Raw genomic sequence first — 25,451 nt, forward strand, 5'->3', positions numbered from 1 at the left:
GGCACGGTGTCAGGGGCCGTGCCGCACAGGCAGTCAGTGGCCCGTTCGTACCATCTCGTGTGTGCGATCGGGCCGCGTGCGCAGGATTCCGGCGGTCCCAGCGGTGATCACGCACAGGACGGTCAGCAGCAGGAACGTGTGGTTCAGCGCCGCGAGATGGGTCATCCAACCGATGATCGCGGGGCCGGCGAGCATGCCGAGGTAACCGAGCCCGGCGACGCGGGAGACGTTGGCGCCGGCAGCGGCGGGGTCGGCGTGCCCCGCCGCGCTGAACAGCTGGGGCACGCAGCCTGACAGTCCCAGGCCGAACAGCGCCCAACCGGCGAACGCCGCCCATATCCACGGGGAGACGGCAACGATCGTGATACCGGCCGCGGCCATGGCCGAGCCGTAGCGAAGAACGGCCATCGGCCCGAACCGTGCGGAGAAGCGGTCGGCGAGCAGCCGGCCGGTGGTCATCGTCGCCGCGTAGGTGCCGTAACCGAAGGCGGCGGTACTCGCAGGCGCGTCGAGGATGTTCTTCAGATGCAGGGCGCTCCAGTCGTTGGCGGCTCCCTCGCACAGCATGACCATCCAAGCCAGGGCGGCAAGCATCCAGATGCGCCCCGGCGCGGTGTGCTGCTTCGCTGCCGGTGCTCCCTCGATCTGCGCGGTGTCGGTGGCGGATGCCGCCGCGGAGGGCAGGAGACCGCGTGCCGAGACCAACGCGGTCACGACGCCCACGGCTCCCACTGCGCCGAGCGTCGCGGCCGGACTCAGGCCGGTGCTCGCGGCGCCCGCTCCCACGAGGGCGGCAACGACGCCACCGACGGAGAACGTGGCGTGGAAGGCCGACATGACCGGCCGGTCGTACGCCTTCTCCACGTGTACGGCGTGGGCGTTCATGCTCACGTCGAGACAGCCGTTGCCGAAGCCGAAGATCAGCAGCGCGCCTGCCAGGGGCCAGGGCTCCCGGGCAAGGCCCGGCAGTACGAGAGTCGCAGCACAGAGCACGCCGGTGGCGGGGACCACGGTCCGTGTCCCGAAACGGTCGGCCAGTCGGCCGGCCACCTGCATACCGACGAAGGCACCGAGGCCCAGCAGCACCAGAAGGCCGCCCAGCGTGGCGTGGCTGATGCCCACGCGTTCCTCGACGGCGGGAATCTGCACCACCCACATGCCCACCAGGGTGCCGTTGAGGATGAAGTAGACGAAGGTCGCCACTCGGGCGGCTCGCAGCGAACGTTCCATGCCGGTGACCATAACGAACATCAGACACGTTTGAAATACCCATCTTCGAACATCTTGAATGTTCGTTCTGTGTGGTGTTCAATCACTGCATGAGCAACGCGGAGCGTCATCGGCTGATCGTGCAGGCCATCAAGGAATCGGGCAGTGCCACGGTTTCGGAGCTCGCCGGCCTGACTGATGCCTCGGAGATGACCATCAGGCGCGACCTCGACACCCTGGCCGCGCAAGGCGTCCTCGAACGCGTCCGCGGCGGTGCGCGCACCCTGCTGCTCAGGGGCGAGGAACCCCCCTTCGCGCTGCGCGCCCACGAGTCCATCGACGCCAAGCGCCGGATCGCGTCCGAGGTGTCCTCACTCATCGCCGACGGCGAGACCGTCCTCCTCGACAGCGGCACCACCTGCCTGGAAGTCGCCCGCCTGCTGCGTGGACGGCAGGTCACCGTGATGCCCCTGTCGCTGCAGGCCATCCACGTACTCAGCGACCCTCCGAGCGCGACCACGCTGCTGGTGCCGGGCGGACAGCCCCGTGCCGCCGAGGGCGCCCTCACCGGCCCCCTCACGCTCGCCTCCCTGTCCGCACTGCGCTTCGACACCGCGGTCGTCGGCTGCTGCGGCCTGAGCGCCGCCGAAGGCCTGACCGCTTACGACCTCGACGACGCGGCAGTAAAAAAGGCGATCATCACCTCCGCACGCCGCATCGTCGCCGCCGCCGACGGCAGCAAGCTCGGCCACACCGCCCACGCCTACGTCGGCCCCTCCGCCCTCCTCCACACGCTCGTCACCGACACCACCGCCCCCGCCGACGAAGTAGCCGCACTCGATGGCGCCGGCACCCTCGTCAAGACCGTCTGACAAGGTCGCCGCGCGGGTCCACGTACTGCGATCCAAGTCCGCGGCCGGCTCCGGGTGGTAGAAGTTCCGCATTGCCGTCATGGGCCACATCGCCGAGGCCGGGTTCGACCATGCCGATCGCAGGTTGTCCTGCGGAGTCGCCGTTACGGCCAAGTGGTGAGTTCAGGGCCGATGCCGCACGAACCCTGCGTAGACGAACCCCTCGCCCGCGCGTGGCGCCCGGGTCCACGACCGGGTGGTGAAGGTGCTGAGCCTGCCTCGGGTCAGCGCGAAGCGGGGGAGCGAGAGCCCGAGCTCGGTGTGCATGGCCTCCAACAAACGCAGTTCACAGGCCGCTTCACTGTCCTCGGGACGGAACAGCCGTGCGGGGTCCAGGGCCTTGGGTATCGCGCCGGAGCGCTGGATCTCCGCACCCCGCAGGGTGAACGCGTAGAGCTCCTTGCCCTGTTCGGCCACCGACAGGTGAAAGGCGGGCGGGTGTTGGCCCGGAGACGAGCGTCCTGGGTCACGCCACACCACCACCGCACGTCCGGACGATGAGGCTGCCGGAGCGGGGGACAGGAACCTCTCGTCGAGACGGCGATGGGAGTTGCCGTCGAAGGCGAAGGCCCACGCTTCGGCGGTCCGGCCGACGGAGACCACGGCCCGGTCCTCCCACAGTTCGACGCCTTCCCGCTCGTGCGGGTTGGGCGCCCGCCAGGGCATCATGCGCCGATGTGCGGGCGCGCTCAGTTCGGCTCCTTCCTCGCCGATGAGGGCAGGCAGGCGAGCGGGGCCGACTCCCTCGACCCAGACACAGCGGTACCCGTCGAACCGCTGCCCGTTCGCCGCAGGCTCCGTCAGCCAGGCAAGGCCTGGCGGATCGAGATCGGGCGCAGGCTCAGGAGCGGGTCCCGTCTCCCCGGCCCGCGGTGTCGCGAGGATTTCCCGCCCACGCTCCGGAGTGATCAGCGGACCCAGGACCGGATCGGCGAGCAGACCGATCGGAGCGATCAGCAAGGGGCCGGGCGCCTCCCACAGCGCAAGCGCGTCGCGCAGCACCCGCCACGCGGCATCGGTCGCCCCCCATCGGGCCGACTCCCGGGCCTCGGCGACGGCCCGGCCCCACGGACCCGGAGGCGCGTAGGAGTGGGTGCCGTCCCGCATCGCGCTCAGCACGGCCTCGGCGGTGCCCCGGTCGACCCCACGGGCGGTCATCATCCTGAGCCAGTGGTCGTCACCGCCCAGCCGCCATTCGCCGCGTGCGGGTGCCATGGCCTCCAACGGCAGAATCTCGGGCAGGTAGCGCGCGTCGGCAACCAGGTCGCCGTATCCCTGAGCGCTGTGCGGAGCCAGCAGCTGCCGGAGCTGGTTCACCAGCGTCGCGCTCCGTGGCCGACCGAAGGACAGCGCCTCCTCGAGCAGGGGCAGGGCCTCCTCGTACCGTCCGCGCAGGGCCAGCAGCCGCCCCTCATCCACATGGGCGTCCTGGACGCGAGTGGTCGCGTTCACGAAGCCGGGTCTCCCCGCCCGGTCGGATTGGAAGCCGCGGTACTTGGCCTCCATATACGCGCGGAACGACGGGTAACGGTCCGGCAGCTCACCGCTCCATCCCCGGTAGACGTAGAGCGCCCACTCGCCGTCCCGGTCGCTGTCGCCCGGGTCGAGCAGGGCGTACGACATGTCGGAGTCCGTTTCCAGCTGCAGCGCCCGTTGCCACATCCCGGCCAGCAGGACGTCCTCCTCGCGCGGGTCGTCGCCCAGATTCTGCTGATACAGCGGGGTCATGCCGTGTGGATCCCGGAACCAGCCGATGTCCTCGACACCGCCGAGCTGATAGACCCCGGCCGTCTCGTCCACGTGCCATCCGTCGCTCACGGCCAGGAACTCCCGGTACGAGGGCGGCAGCCGCCGCCCCAGCCGCTCCTCCGCCGCGACGATCGCTGCTTCGCCCGCCCCGGGCCTGCCCAAGGGGACGGCGCTCTGCCCGCCGTCCTCGTCCTCGCCCGGTATCCACTCCTCCTGCCAACGCCCGAGGAACTCATGCCAGTTGAACGACTCGCCACTCATGGCCGAATGGTGTCATCAGCCACCGACAACGGTGCCGGCCTTGCTCCCGTACAGCCGCGGCCAAGGGACGTCCGTAGCCATCCGCCCTGATCAGCGGCCTGGGTCACCCCAGCCGGGGCGACGGGCGCGTGCCCCTGTTCGCAGCAGCGGACGGTGGGCGAGCATCAACAACAGCATGAGACCGTACACGACTGCCGCTGCCCACAAGCCGTAGATCGCAGACTGCGGCATGTCCGGCATCAGCTGGGGCTGCGGCTGTCCGTTGCGGCGGGCGGCGCTGTAGCGGTGGATCGTGATCGAGCCCGCGGCACACAGCAGCACGGATGCAAGAGCGGCGGATACGGTCAGAGTCGTCTTCAAACCGGCCATGGCACGGGCGGCGCGCGGTCTTCCGTCCACCCGGGCCGCGTGTGCCGCCTGGGTGCAGTTCAAGGCTTGGGTCGCCCACCCCGCCGCAAACTGCTCCGCGGGCAGGGTGGCCTGGGCCCGGTGTAGGTCGCGACGATCGGAGAGCACTTCACTGACGTCGTCGATCTCCGCACGGATGTCGGCTTGTGACTCCGCTGCTGGCTGCGCGTACTGGCTCTCCCGCCTCGCGTGGTTCTGGATCTCCCGTGTGATGATCCGGAAGAGGTATGCCTGGGGCTGCTCAATGGGGGAGGGGTTTCGGAGTGCCTTGGCGAAGGCGTCCTGCACGATGTCCTCGGGGCTGACGAAAGTCTCGGGCACGTGCATTTCGCGCAGCTTCTTCCGGGCGAACCTCGTCATCTTGCCGTAGCGGCGGGCGTAGATCTCCTCCACGGAGAGCTCTACCTCTTGGCCGACCTCATACATTGCGTCGCCCCGTCCCACCTCCCGAGAAGAGGCGAGTGGCTCGTCTCCGATGATTTCGTCCCTCCCGCTTGCGCAGTAGTTTCCGCCGCGCTGTTGACCGGTCCGGTGAGGCTTGGCACCAGAGCAGGCGATGCGATGAGCACCACGTGCTGGAGTTCCGTTCATCTCCTTTGGCCGGCAGCCTTGTTGTCCCACCCGAGAGCGGCCGGACCTGAGAAGAGAGTCGAACCTCGGACTTGCTCTACACGACGCCGGAGCCTACCCGCAGGAAGCCCGTATCGGCCGTGAAAGAGCGGTCAGGACTGCACGGCGAAGCTGATCGCCTTGGAGAGTGGCCCGGCCATGACTTCGCACCGCGCCATGGACGTCTTTCGCCCGAGGCCGGTCACACCTGGTGAGCTTCATCGAGTGCCGATTGCGTCATCCGTGGCCGGTTCCCGTACCCGCGTGCCGTCGAGAATCCGGTGCAGCACCATCACGGCCTGCCGGAACACGCCGAGCATCCGGGCGCCGCGCGACACCGCGCCGTGTACCGATCCGATCACGGTCAGCTGCGCCCCGGTCCGTAGCCGAGCCCAACCGGTACAGCGAGAAGGCACCACGTTCACGGGGTGGAGGGGCCGCCGTTTGCGACGGTCGTCGGCCGAGGCTCGTGCCGTAACCGAGTCGGATGCAGAGCCGGCCACGGTCAGCGAAGGATATCCAGGGTTCATTTTCACTTGAAACCCCTGGTCAGCGGCATGATCCGGTTGTTCTCGACCGGATCTGTGCCGCCGGCCACAGCGAATCGAAGGCGCGGAGGCGCATACTGAACCATGACAAAGCCTGCTGCGCCCAAGCGTCATCTGCCTACCAGCCCGTTCAAGGCCCCCGTCCCCCCGGCTCCCAAGCACTTCGCCGTGGGCGACCAGGTCACACATGACATGTACGGCCTCGGCCGGGTGATCGGCATCGAGGAGGGAACCGCAGCGCTCGTGGACTTCGGCTCGGCGCAAATGCGGATCTTGAGCCCGTACGCCAAGATGACCAAGCTGTAGGACCGCGTGCCGGTCACGGCACACCCAGGCCCCGTCAGGGGACCTGTAACGAAAGAGGGACCACTCATCGATCTGACGTCGCTGTTTTCCGCCGTGGAGACGCAGCCCTGCAGCCCCACCGCAGTATCGCCACTTCCGACGACCAACCCCTTCCAGGCCCCTGACTTCGGGGAAGAGGAGACCTCCCCTCTCAAGGACGCACAAGAGTCCGCCTCGGACAAAGGTGCAGCGCGACCCAAGGCAAGTTAGGGCTGTCCGCGTCGCGCCCTCTCAGGGGACATGTGGGGGACGATCCGAGCTTCACGCTCCTCTCGTCGACCACGGCCACAGCTCTGGCCGGTTCATCCCGAAGCAACTCGGCCGGGCGTTTGACCTTGACGGCGCCGCGTGCCACAGCCAGCCGGTGTCTTCGGGTACTTCAGGCGTCGTTCCGGCGTCCCGCCGAAGACGCGTACCTCGCCGGGGAAGTGCCTATGCATGCGGTGAAGTCGCGGGTGAAGTGCGCTTGATCGGCGTAGCCCAACTCCGCCGCGAGAGCGGACCAGTCCTGCGGCTCGGTGGCCGCACGTGCGGCGGCTTCCTGCATGCGGGCTCGCCGGATCACCCACTTGGGTCCGATGCCGACGTATTCGGCGAACTGCCTCTGCAACTGGCGCACGCTCATGTGGGCGATCGCGGCCAGCTGGGACACCCGTAGAACAGCAGGGTCGCTGCTGATCGTTTCGACCAGCCTGGAGACATTGTCGATGGCAGGGTCGGGCGCAGGCCGGAAGTCGCGCAGGAGCGCGGCTGCGAGGTGGAGCGCGGTGGGCACGCGGGGTTCGGTGATGATGGCGTCTGCTGCTGCGCGCGCTTCGGGGCCGAAGATCTCTTCGATGTCCAGGACTCGGTCGGTGAGGGTGGACACCGGGGCGGTGAGGAAGGGGCGGAAGCCGCCGGGTCGGAATCGCAGGCCGAGTGCCCGGCCGGTGCCGGAGATCTCTCGGGTGAACGTGTCGCTGACGATGCCTGTGATCTGGGCCTGCCCACCGGTGGTGAAGGTGAGGTGGACCACCGGGTGAGTGAGGACTTGCTGCCGGTGGGGTTCGGCGAGGTCCCAGTGGAGGATCCAGTACCCATCCACGAACGGGGTCAGATCCGCCGGGGCCGGCTCGTGGTCGAGTCGGAACCGCTCGGCTGCGGTGCGCGGGTCGAGGATGGCCCGCTGTCGCGTTTGTTCAATACCCGTCATCGTCACCCTGTCTACCGTGCCTGACGGCAAGCGGGAAGGGATGACGTGGAGACGAGATCTGTGATGGCCCGAGCCGCCGAATCGGCGGTGGACATCGTCCGAGGGATCGGGCCGGACGCGTTCGACGAGTGCACGCCGTGTCCGGAGCTGAAGGTCGGGGCACTCCTGAATCACCTGATCTTCTTGACCGGTGTGCGAGGGCACGCCGCGGGACTGAAGCAGCCCCCGCAGGCACAGAACGAAGTGGCTGAGGGACACGCCTTCATCGCGGAGCCGGATTGGGCCGAGGCCTACGCCGCCCGGTCGGCGGCGACCGCCGCCGTCTGGAGCGCTCCGGAGGCATGGGTCGGCGAGACGGCGCTGACCGGGAGCGGGCGGATGCCGGCACCCTTCATCGGTACGATCGTGCTGGGCGAATGGCTGCTGCATGGCTGGGACCTGGCGGTGGCCACCGGGCAGAAACTGAACGTGGACGACGAACTCGCCGCAGTGCTGTACAAGGACATCGCCGGCAAGGCCGACATGGCTAGGCAGTACGGGGTGTTCGGCCCTGAGGTCAGCGTGTCGCCCACGGCGCCGTTGTTTGACCGGGCGCTGGGAATGGCGGGCCGTGACCCGTCATGGAAGCGCCCGGCTGCGTAAGTGAAGGGGGCGCAAGCAATCCCCTGAGGTGCGGACCGCAATCCACGGGCCCTGTGAAGTAGGGCAAGTTTTACGCCGCCCGGCTGGTCCGTTTCCCCACGAGCCGTGTCGCGCGCCCGGAGGGGGCAGTCGAAGTACCCAAGCGCCGTGTCCGGGCGAGGGTGAGGCACGCTCGGACCTGTTGGCGCAGCGCGTCGAGCGCTTGGTCCCCGGTGAAGGGAACACAGTTCGAGTGGACGGGGCACGCACGCCGCCGAACAGGCGGGATAGCCCGCCGTGGCGCACGTCCAGCACGTCGATGCCGTCCGCGCCGGCCACTTTCCCGTCCACGATCGACAGGGCCGACAAGCGACGCCCCTACCATCGCGCAGGGGCGTCGCTCAAGACGGTCTGTTTCAGGATGCCTTCTTGTCGGCGGGCTTCTCGATCTCCGTGACCACCCGTGCCCCTCGGAAGAGCACCGGGAGCCACAGGAGACATGCCAGCAGGGGGACCGCGGCGTAGGCGGCCATGCCCACACTGGAGCCCAGTCCGTCCATGAGCACGCCGAGGACGAGATAGCCAGTGCCGATGAGCGCCGACTCCACGAATGCGATCATCGACAGCAGGCTCGCCCGGTGGCGCGACGGCACGGCCTCGTTGAACACGTTGTCCACGATCACGGCGGTGATCTCGGGAATCCCGACCAGGACCAGGAACGCGGCGATGGTGACCCAGACAAGGCCGAGGCCGCTCAGGCCGAGCGCCACGGCGAGCGTCAGGAGAGACACCGGGACGATGACCCGATACCCGATGCTCCGGTCCGCGCGGTCAGACAGCAGCGGAATGAGCCCGCCGGCGAAGAATCCCGCCGAGACGACCACGCTGACCAATGCGGTGCCCGCTCCCTGATCGGAGAGGGTCTTCTGAGTAAAAATGATGTACGGCGTCAAAGTCGCATGCATCAGGCCGGACACCACGACAAGCGTCACGAGCGCCGGCGTGGCGACCCGAAGCATCGCCCGCCATGCTGTGGCATCGCCGTGCTGATCCTCGGCCCCGTCCTGCTCGTCCACCGCGTCCGCGCCGCGGATCTCGGGCACCCGCGACATGAGCACCACCACGGCCAGGACGAGGCACGCCGCCGAACCGACGTAGACGACCCCCCAGGAAATCTGCTGCAGTTGGCCGCCGAGGACGATGGCGGCCCCTGAGGTGACCGTCCCGAGCATGGTGAATCGGGACTTGATCTTGACGTAGCCGGCCGTTGCACCACGACGCACGAGCAGGTCGTACAGCAGGGCGGTGTCCGAACCGGACACACACGCCATGCCCACGCCCTGCCCGATGAACAGCGCCAGGAACACCCAGTAGTTGGTGAATGCCACCTGACCGAGCAGACATCCGGCTATCAGCACCTGGCCGACCACGATGCTGGCACGCCTGCCGATCCGGTCGGCGATGACCCCCGTCGGCAACTCCGCAAGTCCGCTGACCAGGTAGAGCAGCGTCTGCAGTAAGGCCACTTGCCCGGCGGAGAAGCCTCGCTGCTGAAGAAAGAGGACGAATACGCCGCGCTGGAACAGCGTGTTGGCGAGCACGGCGTATACGTAGAACGGGCGCGTGACACTTCGTGCTGCACTGTCGAGCGCAGCCGACCCGCCAAGGGCCTCCGTGGTGCCGGTCATGCTGCGGGCTCCCCCTGGTGACTCCGGTGATCATCAGTGTTGGGCCTCCGCCGCCGACCGGAACCTCCAACCATTACTCGCGCAGGATATTGGGCCGCCCGTCCGGGAACCGTTGCCCGCACCGGCGAGCTTCACCTTCTCGGCGACCAGCGAGGACAGACCGCACCGCTCGGCCAGCCGGATCGTGGGAACCAGCCCGGCATGCGCGACCAGGTCGGGGGCGTCGAACGCGGCGCACAGCTCCGTGGGCCTGTGCGAGACTTTCAATTCGCAGGTGCCTTGTTTCGTGGGACCGGTGTGGGCGTAGGAACTCCCATCATCCCAGGCCAGCCGGCACCGCTTCCTGTTTCTCCGTCCACGAGCCGTCCTTCACCCGATGGATCGAGGGTCAGAACGGCACGATGTGCCCGTTTTCGGGATCGTTCTCACGCCCCAGCTCAACTGCGTGCTCCAGGTGGATCACTTGGTGGCGTAGATGGCCGTGTATCCGCCGATGAGGGGTCGAGAGTTGACCTTGGAGAAGCCGGCTTCTGCCAGCCAGTCGGTCGCATCCGCGACGGTGTACTCGGATCCGCCTTCTGTGTCGATGAGCATGTTCAGCGAGAGCATGAAGCCATAGGTGTTGTGGCGTCGGTCGTCGTCGATCATGGCGTCGTAGACGATCAGTGTGCCCCCGTCGGGCAGGGCGTCATAGGCCTTGCGGAGCAGGAACTGGCGCTGCTCGAGATTCCAGTCGTGGAGAATCTGCCCCATGACGTAGACGTCGGCAGAAGGAAGGGGGTCGGAGAAGAAGTCGCCGCCGTGGAAGAAGAGGCGGTCGGACAGGCCGTGCCTGGCGACGAATTCCTCGAACACGGGGCGTACCGGTGGCAGTTCGAGGACGGTTCCGGTCATCTCGGGGTGGGATTGCAGCACTGCTGCGGGTACGGCCCCCAGAGCACCACCGAGATCGACCACGTGCTGTCGGCCGCTCCAGTCGAAGTCGGAGGCGAGTGCTCCGGCCAGGGGAGTGCTGACACCGTTCATGCCGTTGAGGAAGTTGCGCCACGCGAGGGGGTCTTGGCTGAGCGTCGCGAAGAACGGGGCCCCGGTGTGGGTGACTTCGTTCTGCTGGGTGCCGGTTCGCAGGGCATCGGTGAGGTTGTCCCAGAAGCCAAACAGACGGGCGTTGGCCATTTCCAGGATTCCGCCGACGTAGGAGGGCTTGGCCCGGTCCAGGAAAATCTCGGCCGTGGGGCTGTTGCGGTAGATGCCTTCATCGTCGCGGTTCAGCAGGTTCAGCGACACCAGGGCGTCGAGGAAGTCTGCGGAAGATCTTGGGGTGGAGACCCACTTCGGCGGCGATGGATGCACGATCTCGACCGCCGCGAGCGAGGACGGTGAAAATGTTCAACTCCACCGCGCTCAGCAGTGTCTTGGAAGCCATGAATCCCAGACCCAGACGAAGGATCGGCTCGGGGGTGATCGATTCGTTTACGGACATGCTTGTCTCCAGTTGCTGAATGGCAGTTGTCAGGTTCATCGGTGGTTGCGGCCTTGCATCGCTGCATGTGGCACGTGTGCGCCATGCATGGACCGGAGTGGGGCGAGCCGCGCCGCGGGAGTTGCCGACGATTTCGTCGACCGGGTCAGAGGGTCTTGATCTGGCCGCCGTCGATGACCACCTCGGCTCCGTTGATGTTTCCTGCCACCGGTGAGGCCAGGAAGAGGGTGAGGTCGGCGACCTCCTGCGGCTCGGTGATACGGCCCGAGGTGATGCCCATGCTCTGGGGCACCACAACGTCCAGCGCCTCTTGCGCCGTGGTGCCGGCTGCTGCTGCCGTGGCGTCCGCAAAAGCACCCGGAGCCGTCCAGAACGGTGTGCGCACGGGGCCGGGAGAGATCGCGTTGACGCGGATGCCCCTCGGCGCGAACTCCTCGGACAGCGACTTGCTCAGGTTGGTCAGCGCGGCTTTGGCTGCCGAGTAGTCCACGACCATCGGGAAAGGTGCCCGCGCGTTGATGGAGCCGATGTTGACGATTGCCGCGCCTTCGGCCTCGGCCAGGTGGGGGAGCGCGGCGCGACTGGCACGCACGGCGCTGAAGAAGGTCACGTCGAAGATCCGCTGCCAGTCGGCGTCGCTGACCTCGAGGAATCCGTTGCGGGGTTCGGCAGCGCCGACGTTGTTGACGAGGATGTCGATCCGGCCGTGGCGCTCCGCCGCCTGTCGGACCAGGGTCTCGGCCCCCTCCGGGTTTGCCAGGTCGACGGGCACGACCGTGACGTCGTAGGTCTTGGCCAGTGCATCGAGTTCGGGTGTGGAGCGGCGGCTGCCGGCGACGACGTGGACGCCTTCGCGGGCCATCGCCTCGACTACGGCCAGGCCGATGCCCTTGCTGGCTCCGGTGACAACGGCGACCTTGTCCTTGAGATGCAGTTCCATGATGAGCATTCCTTTGTGGATTGATTGATACACAATTTTGGCAAGCGGCGGCCCGGCTCACGGGATTGTGAGTCGGGGCGCGCCCGTGGTCAGTCCAGGGCGCGCATCGCCACGGTGAGGGCGTCCTCGGTGAAGGTGCGGCCAAGACGCGCCTGGCCGACGACTCGGAGGCCCTGGACGAATGTGGTCAGGAAGCGTGCCAGCTCGACCGGGTTCTTGTCCGCCGACAATTCGCCCCGCGACTTCGCCCGCTCCAGGGCTCCTGCAAGTGACGACTCGACGTGTCTCATCGCTGCGGCAACGCGTTCGGCGGCCGGAGGTTGGTTGCCGCACTCGGTGGCGGTGTTGACCACGAGGCATCCGCGCGTGGGGTCGGCCAGATCGGCCTCGATCATGGCGCCGAGGATCTGTCGTACCGCGGGCCGGATCTCGGTCGCCTGCTCGAGGATCTCCACCAGGTCGTCCGCCTGGAGAGCGGAGTAGCGATCGAGGGCGCGAAGGTAGAGCTGTTCCTTCGAGCCGAAGGCCGCGTAAAAGCTGCCGCTCCCGATGGACAGTTCTTTGAGCAGATCCTGCAGGGACGTCTCGGCGTAGCCGCGACGCCAGAACAGGTCCATCGCGCGGTCGACCGCCTGGTCGACGTCAAACTCCCTGATCCGTGCCATGCCGGGAAGCCTAGCACCCTTTCTGGATTGGTCAATACAGAAAGAGGGCGTCGTGATCATCTGCCCCGCACCCGCGAGGCGTGTTCCCCCTGAGCTGCAACGATTGAGTCGCCCGGTGAACTGCGCCCGGCGCAGGCCACGACAGATGGCGGGCGATGGCCACGGTTGCCGCGTGGGCGACTGCCGGCGCAGCGCCTTGTGGAGGCGTGCGGAATCCTCACTGTCAGACCCCCACGCAAGGATCAACGCATGACGACAGCCGCACCTGCCCTTTCGCTGACCGACCGTGCCGCCTACGACCACGCGGTCGAGCAGGCCCTTGCCGCAAGCGCGGCGTACTACCAGGACGGGAACACCACTCTCGACGACGCCTCCTACGACGCCCTTGCCCGCGGGATCGCCGCCTACGAGGAGGCGTACCCCGACCACGTCCGGGCCGACTCCCCCACCGGGAAGGTCGGCGGTGGCGTGGCCCCGGTCGGCGATGTGGCGCACACCGTGGCCATGCTCTCCCTCGACAACGTCTTCGACGCCGAGGGCCTGACGAAGTGGGACGCGTCCCTGGCCAGACGGATCGACCACCCGGTGGAGGGCGGCTACGCGGTCGAGCCGAAGCTGGACGGAGCCGCGATGGCGGCCCGCTACCGTGAAGGGCGCCTGGTGCAGCTCGTCGGACGTGGAAACGGCACCCATGGCGAGGACCTCAGCCACGCGATCGGCTCCATCGTCGGCCTGCCCACGCAGGTCCCCGGCGGCGCCACCGTGGAGATCCGGGGTGAGGTACTGCTGACCCGGGACCAGTTCGAGAAGGCGAACGAGATCCGCTCCGCGCACAACGCGAAGGTCTTCTCCAACCCGCGCAACGGCACGGCCGGAACCTTGCGGGCCAAGGACCGGCCGTACACCATCGAAACCACCTTCTTCGCCTACGGAGCGGTGGCGCTGGACGGCGTCGACTTCCTGACCGGCACCGGCCACGAGGCCGTCATGGACCAGGTCGCCGCGCTGGGCGTGCAGACCACCTCCGCCACCGATGTCGGGCTGCGCGTGTATGGCACTCTCGCCCAGGTGCAGGCCCGCGTCGAGGAGATCCAGCAGCTGCGCGCCGAGTTGCCGTTCGGGATCGACGGGGTGGTCATCAAGGCCGACGACTACACCGAGCAGCGGACGGCCGGTTTCGGCACACGCCACCCGCACTGGGCCATCGCCTACAAGCTGCCGCCCGTGGAGGCGCAGACCAAGCTCCTCGCGGTCGAGTGGAACGTCGGCCGCACCGGTCATATAGCCCCGCGCGCCGTGCTGGAGCCGGTGGAGGTCGACGGCAGCACTGTCACCTACGCGACGCTGCACAACCCCGCCTTCATCCGCAACAGCGGCCTGAAGGTGGGCGACACGGTCGTGCTCTACAAGGCGGGAGACATCATCCCCCGCGTCGAGGCGCCCGTGGTGGCGCTGCGTACGGGCGAGGAGACCGACATCCTCCTGCCCGAGGCGTGCCCGGGGTGCGGCGGGGACATCGACAAGTCCGGTGAGCGGTGGGAGTGCGCGGGCGGGGCGAGCGGTGGATGCGGGAAGTTGCCGTCCCTGAAGTACGCCGTCGGTCGCGACCAACTCGACATCGACGGCCTCGGCGTCACCTATCTGGAGACTCTCGTCGACGCGGGTCTGGTCGACGACGCCGCCGATCTCTTCTTCCTGAGTCAGAAGCAGCTTGCCGAGGCGACCGGAAGCGACAAGCGCGCCGACGCGCTGCTGGTCCAGCTCGCCAAGGCCAAGGAGCAGCCGCTGAACAGGGTGTTCTGCGCGCTGGGCGTCGTGCGGACCGGTAGGACGCTCTCGCGGGAGATCGCCCGTCACTTCGGCACGATGGACGCGATCCGGGCTGCCACACCGGATGAGCTGGCGGAGGTCAACAAGCTTCCTGGCGCGAACGCCCCGAAGATCGCGGCTCACATCGCCGCGCTGGGCCCGGTCATCGACAAGCTGGCCAAGGCGGGGGTGAACATGGTGGAGCCCAGCGTCGGCGATACGGAGACGGGAAGTCGGCCGCTGGCCGGCGAGGCGGTCGTCGTCACGGGAGGCATGCACGGGGCGCTGGCCGGCCGCAACCGCAACGAGATGAACGAGCTCATCGAGCGCGCGGGCGGGACGGCTTCCGGCAGCGTGTCGAAGAAGACGACCATCCTCGTCGCAGGGGAGGGAGCCGGGTCCAAGCTGGCCAAGGCCGAGCAGCTCGGCACCAGGGTGCTCACCGAGGACGAGTTCGCCGCGCTGATCGCCGACTACCTTGCCTGAGCACCCCTTCACCGAAGTCAGGTGGCCGTCTGAACCTGCGCCTCCTGACGTTGACGCCGGCCGAGGCGGCATAGGAGCCTCCTTCCGCCTTGCCGAGATCTCCCTACAGTTCCGATCGATGCGCGTATGAGCCGGCGCGCCTCCAGGTCACCTCGCCGCGCCTATTGCCGATCCACCGTGAGCGGCACCTATGGCGCCGTCACAGCCGTGACGGCGCCGGAGTCGAACTGGTTGATCGCTGACTGGGCGGCGTGGTGGGAGGTGGAGAAGATTCCCGCGTCCTGCTTCGCTGCGGCCGAGGCCAACGTCACGGGCTGACCGATCGGGACATAGTTGGCACCGTCGTAGGAGTACAAGGCGCTGAACGAGGTGCCCGATCGAGTGAGCTTTACCCAGATGGGACGGTAGATGTCGACGCCGGCCCGGGCGTCGGTGTCCAGGTATCCGTCGCCGTTGGCGTCCCACTCGAACACGACGCCGTTGCGGGCGGTGACGGCGAACTTCCTGCCTTGGTCATGTCGTTGCGGACCATGACTCCGGACTTGGCTCAGGCGTTGGCGACATCGCGCGCGCCCGCCGCTACATCCAGCAGTTCGCCCTCGCCGCCGAGAAGGCCGCCGGACATCAGGACTTGTCGGAGGCGATGGTCACCCTCTATCCGGACCGGATCAACCGCGGCGTGTTGTTGAACTCGGCGAAATCCGTGATGTTGAAGCGTTCGAAGGCGATTCCCGGGCTGGAGGTATTGCCGTGTGGCGCCTTTCTCTGCGAAGACGAGACCCGTTCTCCCGGCGTTGGCCGTTGAGCGCCTGCAGCTGGCAGTCTTACGGCGCCGTCCAAGCCAGGGCCCGTAGCGAGCTGCCGGGACATGGGTATCGGTGCTGTCCTCGACTCCAGCGCTCTTCGTGCGTTAGCCGCCTCCGTGAGGGCGCCGCCGCGCCCGACTCCATCGACAGGCGCGATGCAGACGGCGCCCCCAAGGTGTCAGAGCGGCGTGATCACATACTCCCGGCCTGCCTTGGCCTCGAACACGGCGACAGTGCTTTCGGGGCGTTTCACCTCAGTGTGAGCGCCGCCCGTGGAGTGCACAGTGACCGGGGCGGTGGTGCGCAGTCGGACGGTGCCGCTCTGACGCGCTGCCAGGTGCGCGTGGGCCAGAGCGCCGTCGCTCCAGGAGAGGTCGACGGTGAGGCCGCCGCGGGCGAGGAGGCCGGTGACCCGGCCTTCGGGGAGCTGCGTAGGCAGGGCGGGCAGCAGGTGGACCTCACCGGTGTGGGACTGAAGCAGCCATTCGGTCACGCCCGCGGTTGCCCCGAAGTTGCCGTCGATCTGGAACGGCGGGTGCAGGTCGAACAGGTTCGGGGCGGTGTGGTCGGGGGTGAGCAGGTCGGTGAGGAGCTTGTAGGAGCGAGCGCCGTCTTCCAAGCGCGCCCAGAAATTGATCTTCCAGGCTAGGGACCAGCCGGTGCCGTCATCCCCACGCATCTCGAGCGTCTTCAGAGCTGCCTTGAAGAGTTCCGGGGTGGTGCGCTTGGTGATCTGGTTGCTGGGGTGCAGGCCGTACAGGTGGGAGACATGGCGGTGCTGCTGCTCGGGCGCGCCCGCGTCCCAGTCCTGCTGCCACTCCTGCAGCTGTCCCAGCGCACCGATCTTCATGGGCGGCAGTTGGGCGCGTGCCTCGCGCACCCGGTCGGCGTACGGGCTCGTCGTGCCGAGCGCCGTGCAGGCGGCGAGGTAGCCGTCGAAGAGGTCGCGCAGGATCTGGTTGTCCATCGTCGGGCCCGCACACGCGGACACGCCGGCGTGGTGCGCGTTCTCGGGCGAGACGGACGGACAGGTCACCAGGTAGCCGGTGGTGGGGTCGGGGACGAGCGCGTCGAGGAAGAAGCGGACCGCTCCCTCGACGACGGGCAGCCGGCGGCGCAGGGCTTCGCTGTCGCCGGTGAAGCGGTAGTGCTCCCATACGGAGGTGGCCAGCCAGGCGCCGCCGGTGGGCCACATGCCCCAGAAGGCACCGTCCACGGGCGCGGTGCCGCGCCAGGCGTCGGTGTTGTGATGGGCGACCCAGCCGTTCGCGCCGTACTGCACCCTGGCGGTCTTCTGTCCGGCCTGGGCGAGGTCGTCGAGAAGGGCGAAGATCGGCTCCCAGCATTCAAGAAGGTTGGTGGTGGGCGCGGGCCAGTAGTTCATCTCCGTGTTGATGTTGATCGTGTACTTGGAATCCCAGGGCGGGGAGAGCTGGTCGTTCCAGATGCCCTGCAGGTTGGCGGGCTGGGTGCCGGGACGGGAGGAGGCGATAAGCAGGTAGCGGCCGAACTGGTAATGCAGGGCGACCAGTTGAGGGTCATCCCCCTGGGTGAACGCGGCCACCCGTTCATCGGTCGGTGCGTCGGCCGCCGCCGTGGCGCCGAGGTCGAGCGTGACCCGGCGGAAGAGGGCGCGGTGGTCGCGCACGTGCCGGGAGCGCAACTGTCCGTACGGGGTGTCGGCGGCGGCGTTCAGAGGGCGCTCGGCGCGGGCGCGGTGGTCGCCGGAGGCGTCCCGGTAGTCGTTGTAGCTGGTGCCGACGGACACCAGCAGGGTCACCGCGTCAGCCCCGTCCACGGTGAGCGTGCCGTTCTCGCTGCGTACGGTGCCCCCTTCGGTGCGGGCTCGGACCAGGGCGCGGAAGCGGACGCGGCCGGTGACCCCCTCACGTGTCTGCGCCGTCCCTTCCAGGGCGGCGGTGATCCGGTCCGGGGACGACGTCTGGGCCTGCTGAGGGCTGTCGAAGGCGGCGGTGAGCGACAGGACACCGGGCGTGCCGGCGGTCAGCCGCACCACGATCACCTGGTCGGCATGGCTGGCGAATACCTCGCGACGGTATGCCACTCCATTGCGGGCGTACGTCGTGGTCGCCACAGCGGTGTCCAGGTCCAACTCACGGCGGTAGGAGCTGACTTCACCAGTGTCCGGAAAGGTCAGGCGCAGGTTGCCGACCGTCTGGTACATCAACTCCCCGACCGGGTTGCCCATGAAGGTGGAGTTGATCAGATCCTGAGCGGAGTTCCACTCGCCGGCGAAGACCCGGCGCTGGATCTCCGGGAGGTTCGCCAGGCCCTTGGGGTTGGCGGGTTCGTAGGGGCCTCCCGCCCACAGGGTGTCCTCGTTGAGCTGGAGCAGTTCGGTGTCGATTCCGCCGAACACCATGGTGCCGAGGCGGCCGTTGCCGAGCGGCAACGCCTCCAGCCACTGGCTTGCGGGCTCGTCGTACCACAAGGCGAGGCGCGAGGCCTCCGGCGTGGCGGCATCCTCCGCTTCTGATGCGGTCTGCGACGCCGTGGACGCCACAGCGGGTGGGAGGCCGACGGCGAGCGCGGCGGAGGTGGCTGCGGAGGTGACGAGAAATTCTCTTCGTTCCATGGGAATGCCTGCCTTTCGATCGCGGGTGGGGCCGGTCATTCGGGTCTGTGTAACTTGGAGGGCAGGGAGCGCGGCTTGACGCGGGCTCGCTGCTGTACGGGTCTTTCCGGCCGGAGTTCGCCTCGCCGGTACGCAGGTCGGCGTGACGGCCGTGGTCGCCGCCGTCTGACGCGGTGTGGTCAGCCGGACGCGGGCGGCGGCGAAGGAGGAGCGAATGCCTGGCGAAGGCGGCGCTGCCTACTCCTGTGCCTTGCCTCCGGTGATGCGGGACAGCGCCAGGGCGATCAGGATGATCGCGCCGTTCAGGGCGCCGATCCACTGCGCGGGGACACCCCCGAGGGTGAGGACGTTCTGGATCAGGAAGAGCAGCAGGATGCCGGTGAACGCGCCGAACACGGTGCCCTTGCCGCCGTTGAGACTGATACCGCCGATGACCGCGGCGGCGAACACGGTGAAGATGTAGCCGTTGCCCTGGGCGGAGGCCACCGAGGCCAGGCGTCCCGAGAGCAGCAGGCCGCTCAGCGCGGCGAGGACGCTCGCGGTCACGATGACGATCCACAGCACCCGGTCGGTGCGGATGCCGGCCGCTTTCGCCGCGTCGACGTTGCCGCCGATCGCGTAGAGGGAGCGACCGAAGCTGGTGAAGCCGAGCACCACGATCCCGATGGCGAACAGGATCAGGCAGGTCCACACCGAGGCGGGCATGCCCAGCCACTGGGCTGTGCCGAGGTAGAGCATCGATGGGGGCAACTGGAAGAAGGTCTGGCCGCCGGAGATGCCCGTCAGGATGCCGCGCAGCACGATCAGCATGCCGAGCGTCACGATGAAGCCGTTGAGCCCGAACCGGATGATGAACAGGGCGTTCACCACACCGATCAGAAGGCCGACCGTCAGGGTGATGGGGATGGACCAGCCGCCGGGCAGGAGCCCGATCCCGTGCGCCGCGCCCGCCGGGATGGTGAGCCAGGCCGCGACACCGGGGGCGAGCCCGACGGTGGACTCCAGGGAGAGGTCCATCTTCTTGACGATCAGCACCAAGGTCTGCGCGAGGACCAGCAGTGCGATCTCGGACATGGTCTGCAGTACGTTGATCAGGTTGTCGGCCTGCAGAAACACCGGATTGACGATCTGGCCGACGATAGCCATGACGATGATCGCGGGAATGAGTGCCAAGTCGCGCAGTCGCGCGAAGGCGATTCTGCGTTCCCCCGTCTTCGCGGCGGCCGGCTGCTCGCTCGCGGTGTCCGGCTGCCCGCCGTTCGGGCTCTTCGCGGCGGCTGCGGTCGCACTGTCAGACATCGAGGTCCACTCCCTCCATTGCGGCCACGAGCTCGTGGTCGTGCCAGCCGCCGGCCTTCTCGGTCACTACACGGCCCTGGAACATCACCAGGACCCGGTCGCACATGCGCAGGTCGTCGAGTTCGTCGGAGGCGATGAGCACCCCGGTGCCGGACTCGGCGATCTCCTCGACCTTGTCGAGGAGGAACTCCTTCGACCGCACGTCGACGCCGGCGGTCGGATTGATCAGCACCAGCACCTTGGGGTCGTTGGCCAGGGCCCGTGCCATGACGACCTTCTGCTGGTTGCCTCCGGAGAGCCCGGAGACGGGCAGCTCCGGCCCAGGCGTCTTGATCGCCAGATTCTCGATCATGGAGCGGGCGAAGGCGTCCCGGCGGCGTCCCTCGATGAAACCGGGCGGACCGAGCCGTTCGGGAATGGTCAGGGTCCCGTTGTCCGCGATGGACATCTCCGGCACGAATCCCTGGTGGTGGCGGTCTTGCGGGACGAAGCCGACCCCGGCTTTCAGCGCCGCGGCCACGCTGCCGGACCGTGGACGAACCCCACCGATCGTCACTGTGCCCCTGTCGGCGGCCCGTAGTCCCACGACCGTCTCCGCCACCTCCGTACGGCCGCTGCTCGCCGCGCCGGCGAGACCGACGATCTCCCCGGCGCGGATGCGGACGGACACGTCCTCGTACGCGCCCTGCACAGCGGCACCTTCCACGGTGAGTACATCCGGGGACGAGGTGTCCGCGGGGCGACGGCGTGCCCTGGCGGTCTCGGTCGCGCCCTCGCCGGTCATGGCGGCGACCAGTTCTGCGCGGGGCAGTGCGGCCACGGGGGCGGTCAGGATGTGCCGGGCGTCGCGGAACACCGTGACCGTGTCGCAGATCTCGTAGATCTCCTGGAGGTGGTGGCTGATGAACAGGAAGGTGACGCCCTGTCGTTGAAGGTCCCGGATCCGGGTGAACAGCCGGTTGATCGCGGCACCGTCCAGCTGCGCGGTGGGTTCGTCGAGGATGATGAAGCGCGCCCCGAACGACAATGCCCGGGCGATCTCGACGAACTGCCGCTGCTCGATGTCGAGTTCTCCCGCGGGGGTGCGCACGTCCACGTCGACCGACCAGGTCCGCAGCAGCTCGCGTGCCTTTCCGCGTACCGTTTGCCAGCTGATGAGGCCGCCGCGGCCGCGGTCGTGCCGGTTGAGGAAGAGGTTCTCGGCGACCGTCAGCCCCGGGATGATGGTGGACTTCTGGTAGACGCAGGCCACACGTTGCCGCCACGCGTCACGGTCCGCGGGTCTGGGGGCCGGCTCGCCGCCGAACGTCACCGTGCCCTCGTCCGGTGCGTGAAGCCCGGTGAGGATGGAGACCAGTGTGGACTTGCCCGCACCGTTGCGCCCGACGAGCGCGTGCGTCTGCCCTGGGGTGATCGTGATTCCGGCGTCGCGCAGCGCCACCGTGGACCCGAACCGCTTGGTGATCCCTGCCGCCTGGGCGACGGGCGGAGCCGTAACCATGTCTGCGTACCGCCTTCCGGTCAGCCGAGGTTGTTGCCCCAGAGGGACTTGTCGTCGCTCTTGAGGCTGGGGACCCCGCCGTAGGTGCCGCCGTCCACCGTCACCAGGGGTGCGGAGAGCTGGTCTTCCAGAAGGCCCTCGCGCACCTTGATGATCGCGCTGTCGTGGTCGGTCTTGCCCGGCTTGAACGTCTTGCCGTCGAGCGCCGCCTTCAGGTAGTAGAGGGCGTACTTCGCGTAGAGGTCGGCCGGCTGGGAGACGGTGGCGTCGATCCGGCCCGCCGCGATGTCCTTGAGCTCCTCGGGAATGCCGTCGTTGGAGACGACGAACACATGCTTCTTGTCTTCAGGACCGACCAGCAGGTTTTTCTGCTTGAGCACCTGGAGCGTGCCAGAGAGCGCGAAACTGGACTGCATGTAAACGCCCTTGATGTCGGGATGCGCGGTCAGGTCGGTCTGGAGCTTCTGCGCCGCGACCGCTCCGTCCCAGTTGGTGGCTTCACCGAAGACCTTGATGGACGGGTAGTTCTTCTTCATGCACGCGTTGAACGCCTCGGTACGGTCGCGGCCGTTGACGGAGGCGAGATCGCCCTGGAGCATGACGACCTTCCCCTTGCCTCCCAGCTTGGTCCCGAGGTACTGGCAGGCCTTCTCGCCGTATGCGCGATTGTCCGCGCGCACGACCATGTACACGTTTCCGGTGTCGGGACGGGTGTCCACCGAGACGACCGGAATCTTCTTCGCCTCCAGCTGCGCGAGGGTGGGCGCGATGGCGGCGGTGTCCTGCGGTGCCATCGCGACGCCTTTGACGCCCTGGCTGATGAACGTCTGGACGTTGGCGGTGAGCTTGGCGACGTCGTTCTGCGAGTTGGTGGTCTTGAGGTCGAGCTTGAGTTCCTTCGCGAACTGCGGGGTGTACTTGATGTAGGAGTTCCAGAAGTCGGTGTCCGAGCGCGGGTAGTCGACCCCGATCACCCCCGAACCACCGCCCTGGCCCGAGGCCGACGCGGATCCGGAACCGCCGCAGGCGGTGAGCGCGGTCACGGTCAGGGTGGCGAGGGCGCCGAAACAGGCGTATCGGGTGGTTCTGAGCTTCATCGCTCGTTCTCCTTGCTGCTGGGTCACGTGGACGGGCTGTGTGCGGAGCCGGCTGCGTGGGGTGCGGATGCTGTGAGTGAGAGCCGAGAGAAAGGGGTGCGGGGTCAGGCGCGCGGGCGAATCCGCAGGCCTTGCATGCCGCCGTCGACGGGGAGGTCGGCGCCGGTGGTCGAGCCGGACAGTGGGCTCGCCAGGTAGGCGATGGCCGTGGCGACTTCCTCGGCGGAGACGAGACGGCCCATGGGCTGGCGGGCGTTGAGGGCGGCGCGTTCGGCCGCTGGGTCGGCGGCCCGGTCCAGGAGACGGCCGATCCACGGGGTGTCGGCCGTGCCCGGGTTGACGCAGTTGACGCGGATGCCGGAGTGCACGAGGTCGGCGGCGGCTGCCCGGGTGAGGGCGAGCACGGCGCCCTTCGTCGCTGAGTAAAGCACCCGGTCGGGCAGTCCCGCGGTGGCGGCGATGGAGCAGGTGTTGACGACGGCCGCGCTGCCGGAACGGTGCAGATGGGGGAGAGCGGCCCGGGTCACCCGGACCATACCGAGGACGTTGACGTCGAAGACCCGGTGCCACTCGTCGTCCGTGTTGTCCTCGATGGTGCCCTGGGCGCCGATCCCGGCGTTGTTGATCAGGATGTCGATGCCTCCGAGCACGCGCGCGGCCTCCTCGACGGCTGCTCGAACGCTCGCATCGTCGGCGACGTCCACGCGGATACCGATGAGGGGTTCGGGAACGTCCTCCGGTTTGAGGTCGAGGCAGGCGACGCGGGCACCACGGACAGCCAGTAGGCGTGCCGTGGCCAGCCCGATGCCGGAGGCGCCGCCGGTCACGAGGGCTGTCAGTCCCGCGAACTCGAGAGCGCTCATCTGTCGGACTCCCCGCTCCACACAGGGCCGTCGGGGTAGCGGTGGTCCGCTAGTGACCGCGGGTGTAGTTGGGCGCTGATGCCGGGGGCGGACGGGGCGAGGTAATGGCCGTCGCGGATGCTGACCGGGGCGGTGAAGTGCTCGTGCAGGTGGTCTACGTACTCGATGACACGGTTCTCGGTGGTGCCGCTGACGGCCACGTAGTCGAACATCGCCAGGTGCTGCACCATCTCGCACAGTCCGACCCCGCCGGCGTGCGGGCAGACCGGGACGCCGAACTTGGCGGCCAGCAGCAGGATGGCGACGTTCTCGGTGACACCGGCGGTGCGGCTGGCGTCGAGCTGCAGGACGTCGAGCGCGCCCGCCTGAAGGAGCTGTTTGAACATCACCTGGTTGTGCGTATGTTCACCCGTGGCCACCTTGATCGGCGCCACCGCCCGGCGGATGGCGGCGTGGCCGAGGATGTCGTCCGGCGAGGTGGGTTCCTCGATCCAGTACGGATCGTAGGGCGCGAGCGACGCCATCCAGTCGATCGCCTGCTGAACTCCCCACGCCTGGTTGGCGTCGACGGCGATCCTGATGTCCGGGCCGACCGCCTCGCGGGCCAGCCGCATGCGGCGCTCGTCCGCCCCGCGGTCGGCGCCGACCTTCAGCTTGATCTGCCCGAAGCCATCGGAGACTGCCTCCTTGGACAGCCGTACCAGCTTCTCGTCGTCGTAGCCGAGCCAGCCGGGGGTGGTGGTGTATGCGGGGTATCCGTGCTTCAGCAGGTCCGCTGTGCGTTGGGCGCGGCCGGGCTCGGCCCGGCGCAGGATGTCAAGGGCTTCGTCTCGGGTGAGGGCGTCCTGGAGGTAGCGGAAGTCGACCAGGTCGACCAACTGCTCCGGGGAGAGCTCGGCCAGCAGCCGCCAGACCGGCTTTCCGCTACGACGCCCGTACAGGTCCCAGACGGCGTTGACGATCGCTGCTGCGGCCATGTGGATGGCGCCCTTCTCCGGGCCCAGCCAGCGGAGTTGGCTGTCGCCGGTCAGCCGCCGGGAGAAGCCGCCGAGATCGGCCAGTACCTCCTCCACCGGCAGCCCTACTATCAGCGGGGCCAGGGCTCGTACGGCGGCGACCTCGACCTCGTTGCCGCGTCCCACGGTGAAGGCGAGTCCGTATCCCTCGTCCCCGACGCTCGTACGGATCGACACATACGCGGCCGAGTAGTCGGGCTCGGGGTTCATGGCGTCGGAACCGTCGAGTTCCCGCGAAGTCGGGAACCGTACGTCGACGGCCTCGACCGCGCTGATCAGCTCACTCATCGGGCCCGGCACCTTCGGCTTGGAGGGTCCGGTGCTGTCTCGGCGCCATGGTGACCACCCATCGTCGTGTGTCAAAAATATGTCCTCTCTGCTAGAGCAGATGCTGGACATGGGATGGATTTATAGAGTCGGCCGGTCCGAGTGTCCATACCCCGGGAGAAAAAGGTATGGATTGACGCGTCCCACCTGTGCTTTTACATCGACGTCATGTGCAGGGTGAGGGTTGTGTCATCCCATCTCTTCCGCAGTGATGGGATGTATTGCTACGCTGCCACCGCCTGGGCGAAGAGCAGGGAGCAGCCGCATGTCATTGACCGACAAGGCCATCGACCGCATCAGGGATCTCATCCAGTCCGGCGAGCTACCGCCAGGCGCGAAACTGCCGCCCGAGCAGCAACTGGCCGCGGAGCTGGGCCTGTCCCGCAATCTGATGCGGGAAGCGGTGAAGGCACTGGTAGTCGCACGGGTGCTGGAGATCCGCCGGGGCGACGGCACGTATGTGACCAGCCTCGAACCGGAGCTGTTGCTGAGCAGCATCGGGTCAGCGGTGGAACTGCTGCGCGGCCACACCCTGCTGGAGCTGACCGAGGTACGCCGCCTCTTCGAACCGGTCGCCACAGGGCTGGCCGCCACCCGGATCTCGGCCGAGGAACTGGCCGAGGTGGAGCGGCACCTGGACGCGATGCGGGCGGCCCGGGACGACGTGGAGCGGCTCAACGAGCACGACGCCGCGTTCCACCGGGCGGTCGTCGCTGCCACCGGCAACGCCACCCTGGCCACCCTGCTGGAAGGGATCTCCAGCCGGACGCTGCGCGCACGCGTATGGCGCGGTCTGGTCGACGACAACGCCGCCGCCCGCACAGTCGCCGAACACGAGGCGATCCACCAGGCGCTGGCTGCCGGCGACGCCCCCCTCGCCCAGGCCGCTGCGCTCCTGCACGTCAGCACCACCGAGCAGTGGCTGCGCGAGCACCTGGAGCCGAACGGCGGCGTCCCGAGGGACGTGGTGAACGTCTAGCAGTTCCTTTCGCACCATGGTCCATCGATTGGTCATCCCCCCC

The 25,451-nt window shown here is 68.0% G+C and carries 23 protein-coding genes; 6 read left to right on the forward strand and 17 right to left on the reverse strand.

Annotation, left to right across the window (positions count from 1 at the left end):
- Positions 1 to 33: 33 nt before the first annotated feature.
- The gene (locus RCR19_RS34270) at positions 34 to 1,230 is read right to left on the reverse strand and encodes an MFS transporter (protein WP_331268639.1); all 1,197 of its coding nucleotides are present in this window, start codon (positions 1,228 to 1,230) and stop codon (positions 34 to 36) included.
- An 89-nt stretch (positions 1,231 to 1,319) separates the two neighbouring features.
- Between RCR19_RS34270 and RCR19_RS34275 the strand changes: the two genes are divergently transcribed.
- On the forward strand, positions 1,320 to 2,081 hold the full coding sequence (locus RCR19_RS34275) for a DeoR/GlpR family DNA-binding transcription regulator (protein WP_331268640.1): 762 nt from the start codon (positions 1,320 to 1,322) through the stop codon (positions 2,079 to 2,081).
- 162 nt (positions 2,082 to 2,243) lie between these two features.
- Here the strand turns inward: RCR19_RS34275 and RCR19_RS34280 are convergent, their stop codons facing one another.
- Positions 2,244 to 4,130 carry an SMI1/KNR4 family protein gene (locus tag RCR19_RS34280; RefSeq protein WP_331268641.1) on the reverse strand — a complete coding sequence of 629 codons (1,887 nt, stop codon included), beginning with the start codon at positions 4,128 to 4,130 and terminating at the stop codon, positions 2,244 to 2,246.
- Between the two features lie 90 nt (positions 4,131 to 4,220).
- Positions 4,221 to 4,931: a sigma factor gene (locus RCR19_RS34285; RefSeq protein ID WP_331268642.1), complete on the reverse strand. Its 711-nt coding sequence runs from the start codon at positions 4,929 to 4,931 to the stop codon at positions 4,221 to 4,223.
- 848 nt (positions 4,932 to 5,779) lie between these two features.
- Here RCR19_RS34285 and RCR19_RS34290 point away from each other — a divergent pair.
- The gene (locus RCR19_RS34290) at positions 5,780 to 6,001 is read left to right on the forward strand and encodes a CarD family transcriptional regulator (protein ID WP_331268643.1); all 222 of its coding nucleotides are present in this window, start codon (positions 5,780 to 5,782) and stop codon (positions 5,999 to 6,001) included.
- Between the two features lie 418 nt (positions 6,002 to 6,419).
- Here the strand turns inward: RCR19_RS34290 and RCR19_RS34295 are convergent, their stop codons facing one another.
- A complete protein-coding gene (locus RCR19_RS34295; RefSeq protein ID WP_331268644.1) occupies positions 6,420 to 7,232 on the reverse strand; it encodes an AraC family transcriptional regulator in 813 nt (270 codons plus the stop codon).
- 63 nt (positions 7,233 to 7,295) lie between these two features.
- On the opposite strand from RCR19_RS34295, the gene RCR19_RS34300 reads away from it, so the two are divergent.
- On the forward strand, positions 7,296 to 7,874 hold the full coding sequence (locus tag RCR19_RS34300) for a TIGR03086 family metal-binding protein (protein ID WP_331268645.1): 579 nt from the start codon (positions 7,296 to 7,298) through the stop codon (positions 7,872 to 7,874).
- 395 nt (positions 7,875 to 8,269) lie between these two features.
- Here RCR19_RS34300 and RCR19_RS34305 read toward each other — a convergent pair whose 3' ends face one another.
- From RCR19_RS34305 to RCR19_RS34330, 6 genes are all read right to left on the reverse strand, one after another.
- Complete coding sequence (locus tag RCR19_RS34305) at positions 8,270 to 9,541, reverse strand: MFS transporter (protein ID WP_331268646.1); 1,272 nt, start codon at positions 9,539 to 9,541, stop codon at positions 8,270 to 8,272.
- Positions 9,542 to 9,574: 33 nt separating this feature from the next.
- Positions 9,575 to 9,808: a hypothetical protein gene (locus RCR19_RS34310; protein ID WP_331268647.1), complete on the reverse strand. Its 234-nt coding sequence runs from the start codon at positions 9,806 to 9,808 to the stop codon at positions 9,575 to 9,577.
- A gap of 192 nt (positions 9,809 to 10,000) precedes the next feature.
- Complete coding sequence (locus tag RCR19_RS34315; RefSeq protein ID WP_331268648.1) at positions 10,001 to 10,828, reverse strand: methyltransferase; 828 nt, start codon at positions 10,826 to 10,828, stop codon at positions 10,001 to 10,003.
- On the reverse strand, positions 10,797 to 11,063 hold the full coding sequence (locus RCR19_RS34320; RefSeq protein ID WP_331268649.1) for a methyltransferase dimerization domain-containing protein: 267 nt from the start codon (positions 11,061 to 11,063) through the stop codon (positions 10,797 to 10,799). Before RCR19_RS34320 ends, RCR19_RS34315 begins: the two co-directional genes overlap by 32 nt.
- A 106-nt stretch (positions 11,064 to 11,169) precedes the next feature.
- Positions 11,170 to 11,964, reverse strand: coding sequence for an SDR family oxidoreductase (locus RCR19_RS34325; RefSeq protein ID WP_331268650.1), 795 nt, complete (start codon positions 11,962 to 11,964; stop codon positions 11,170 to 11,172).
- 89 nt (positions 11,965 to 12,053) lie between these two features.
- Positions 12,054 to 12,629: a TetR family transcriptional regulator gene (locus tag RCR19_RS34330; protein WP_331268651.1), complete on the reverse strand. Its 576-nt coding sequence runs from the start codon at positions 12,627 to 12,629 to the stop codon at positions 12,054 to 12,056.
- Positions 12,630 to 12,878: 249 nt separating this feature from the next.
- On the opposite strand from RCR19_RS34330, the gene ligA reads away from it, so the two are divergent.
- Positions 12,879 to 14,924 (forward strand): NAD-dependent DNA ligase LigA, encoded by a 2,046-nt coding sequence (gene ligA / locus RCR19_RS34335; RefSeq protein ID WP_331268652.1) that lies wholly within the window; start codon positions 12,879 to 12,881, stop codon positions 14,922 to 14,924.
- A 188-nt stretch (positions 14,925 to 15,112) separates the two neighbouring features.
- Here ligA and RCR19_RS34340 read toward each other — a convergent pair whose 3' ends face one another.
- A complete protein-coding gene (locus RCR19_RS34340; protein ID WP_331268653.1) occupies positions 15,113 to 15,397 on the reverse strand; it encodes a hypothetical protein in 285 nt (94 codons plus the stop codon).
- A 170-nt stretch (positions 15,398 to 15,567) separates the two neighbouring features.
- Between RCR19_RS34340 and RCR19_RS34345 the strand changes: the two genes are divergently transcribed.
- Complete coding sequence (locus RCR19_RS34345) at positions 15,568 to 15,729, forward strand: hypothetical protein (protein WP_331268654.1); 162 nt, start codon at positions 15,568 to 15,570, stop codon at positions 15,727 to 15,729.
- 179 nt (positions 15,730 to 15,908) lie between these two features.
- On the opposite strand, the gene RCR19_RS34350 is transcribed toward RCR19_RS34345, so the two are convergent.
- The 6 genes from RCR19_RS34350 to RCR19_RS34375 all read right to left on the reverse strand — a co-directional run bounded on the left by RCR19_RS34350 (position 15,909) and on the right by RCR19_RS34375 (position 24,390).
- The gene (locus RCR19_RS34350; protein ID WP_331268655.1) at positions 15,909 to 18,326 is read right to left on the reverse strand and encodes a glycoside hydrolase family 95 protein; all 2,418 of its coding nucleotides are present in this window, start codon (positions 18,324 to 18,326) and stop codon (positions 15,909 to 15,911) included.
- Between the two features lie 237 nt (positions 18,327 to 18,563).
- On the reverse strand, positions 18,564 to 19,625 hold the full coding sequence (locus RCR19_RS34355) for an ABC transporter permease (protein WP_331268656.1): 1,062 nt from the start codon (positions 19,623 to 19,625) through the stop codon (positions 18,564 to 18,566).
- Positions 19,618 to 21,126, reverse strand: coding sequence for a sugar ABC transporter ATP-binding protein (locus tag RCR19_RS34360; RefSeq protein WP_331268657.1), 1,509 nt, complete (start codon positions 21,124 to 21,126; stop codon positions 19,618 to 19,620). Before RCR19_RS34360 ends, RCR19_RS34355 begins: the two co-directional genes overlap by 8 nt.
- Before the next feature lie 20 nt (positions 21,127 to 21,146).
- Complete coding sequence (locus RCR19_RS34365) at positions 21,147 to 22,223, reverse strand: sugar ABC transporter substrate-binding protein (RefSeq protein WP_331268658.1); 1,077 nt, start codon at positions 22,221 to 22,223, stop codon at positions 21,147 to 21,149.
- 104 nt (positions 22,224 to 22,327) lie between these two features.
- Positions 22,328 to 23,086 (reverse strand): SDR family oxidoreductase, encoded by a 759-nt coding sequence (locus tag RCR19_RS34370; RefSeq protein WP_331268659.1) that lies wholly within the window; start codon positions 23,084 to 23,086, stop codon positions 22,328 to 22,330.
- A complete protein-coding gene (locus RCR19_RS34375; RefSeq protein WP_331268660.1) occupies positions 23,083 to 24,390 on the reverse strand; it encodes an enolase C-terminal domain-like protein in 1,308 nt (435 codons plus the stop codon). Before RCR19_RS34375 ends, RCR19_RS34370 begins: the two co-directional genes overlap by 4 nt.
- 304 nt (positions 24,391 to 24,694) lie before the next feature.
- Between RCR19_RS34375 and RCR19_RS34380 the strand changes: the two genes are divergently transcribed.
- Positions 24,695 to 25,408, forward strand: a complete 714-nt coding sequence (locus RCR19_RS34380; protein ID WP_331268661.1) for a FadR/GntR family transcriptional regulator — start codon at positions 24,695 to 24,697, stop codon at positions 25,406 to 25,408.
- The last annotated feature ends 43 nt before the right edge of the window (positions 25,409 to 25,451 follow it).

The organism is Streptomyces sp. WAC07094, from assembly GCF_036320405.1.
Classification (GTDB): domain Bacteria; phylum Actinomycetota; class Actinomycetes; order Streptomycetales; family Streptomycetaceae; genus Streptomyces; species Streptomyces lannensis.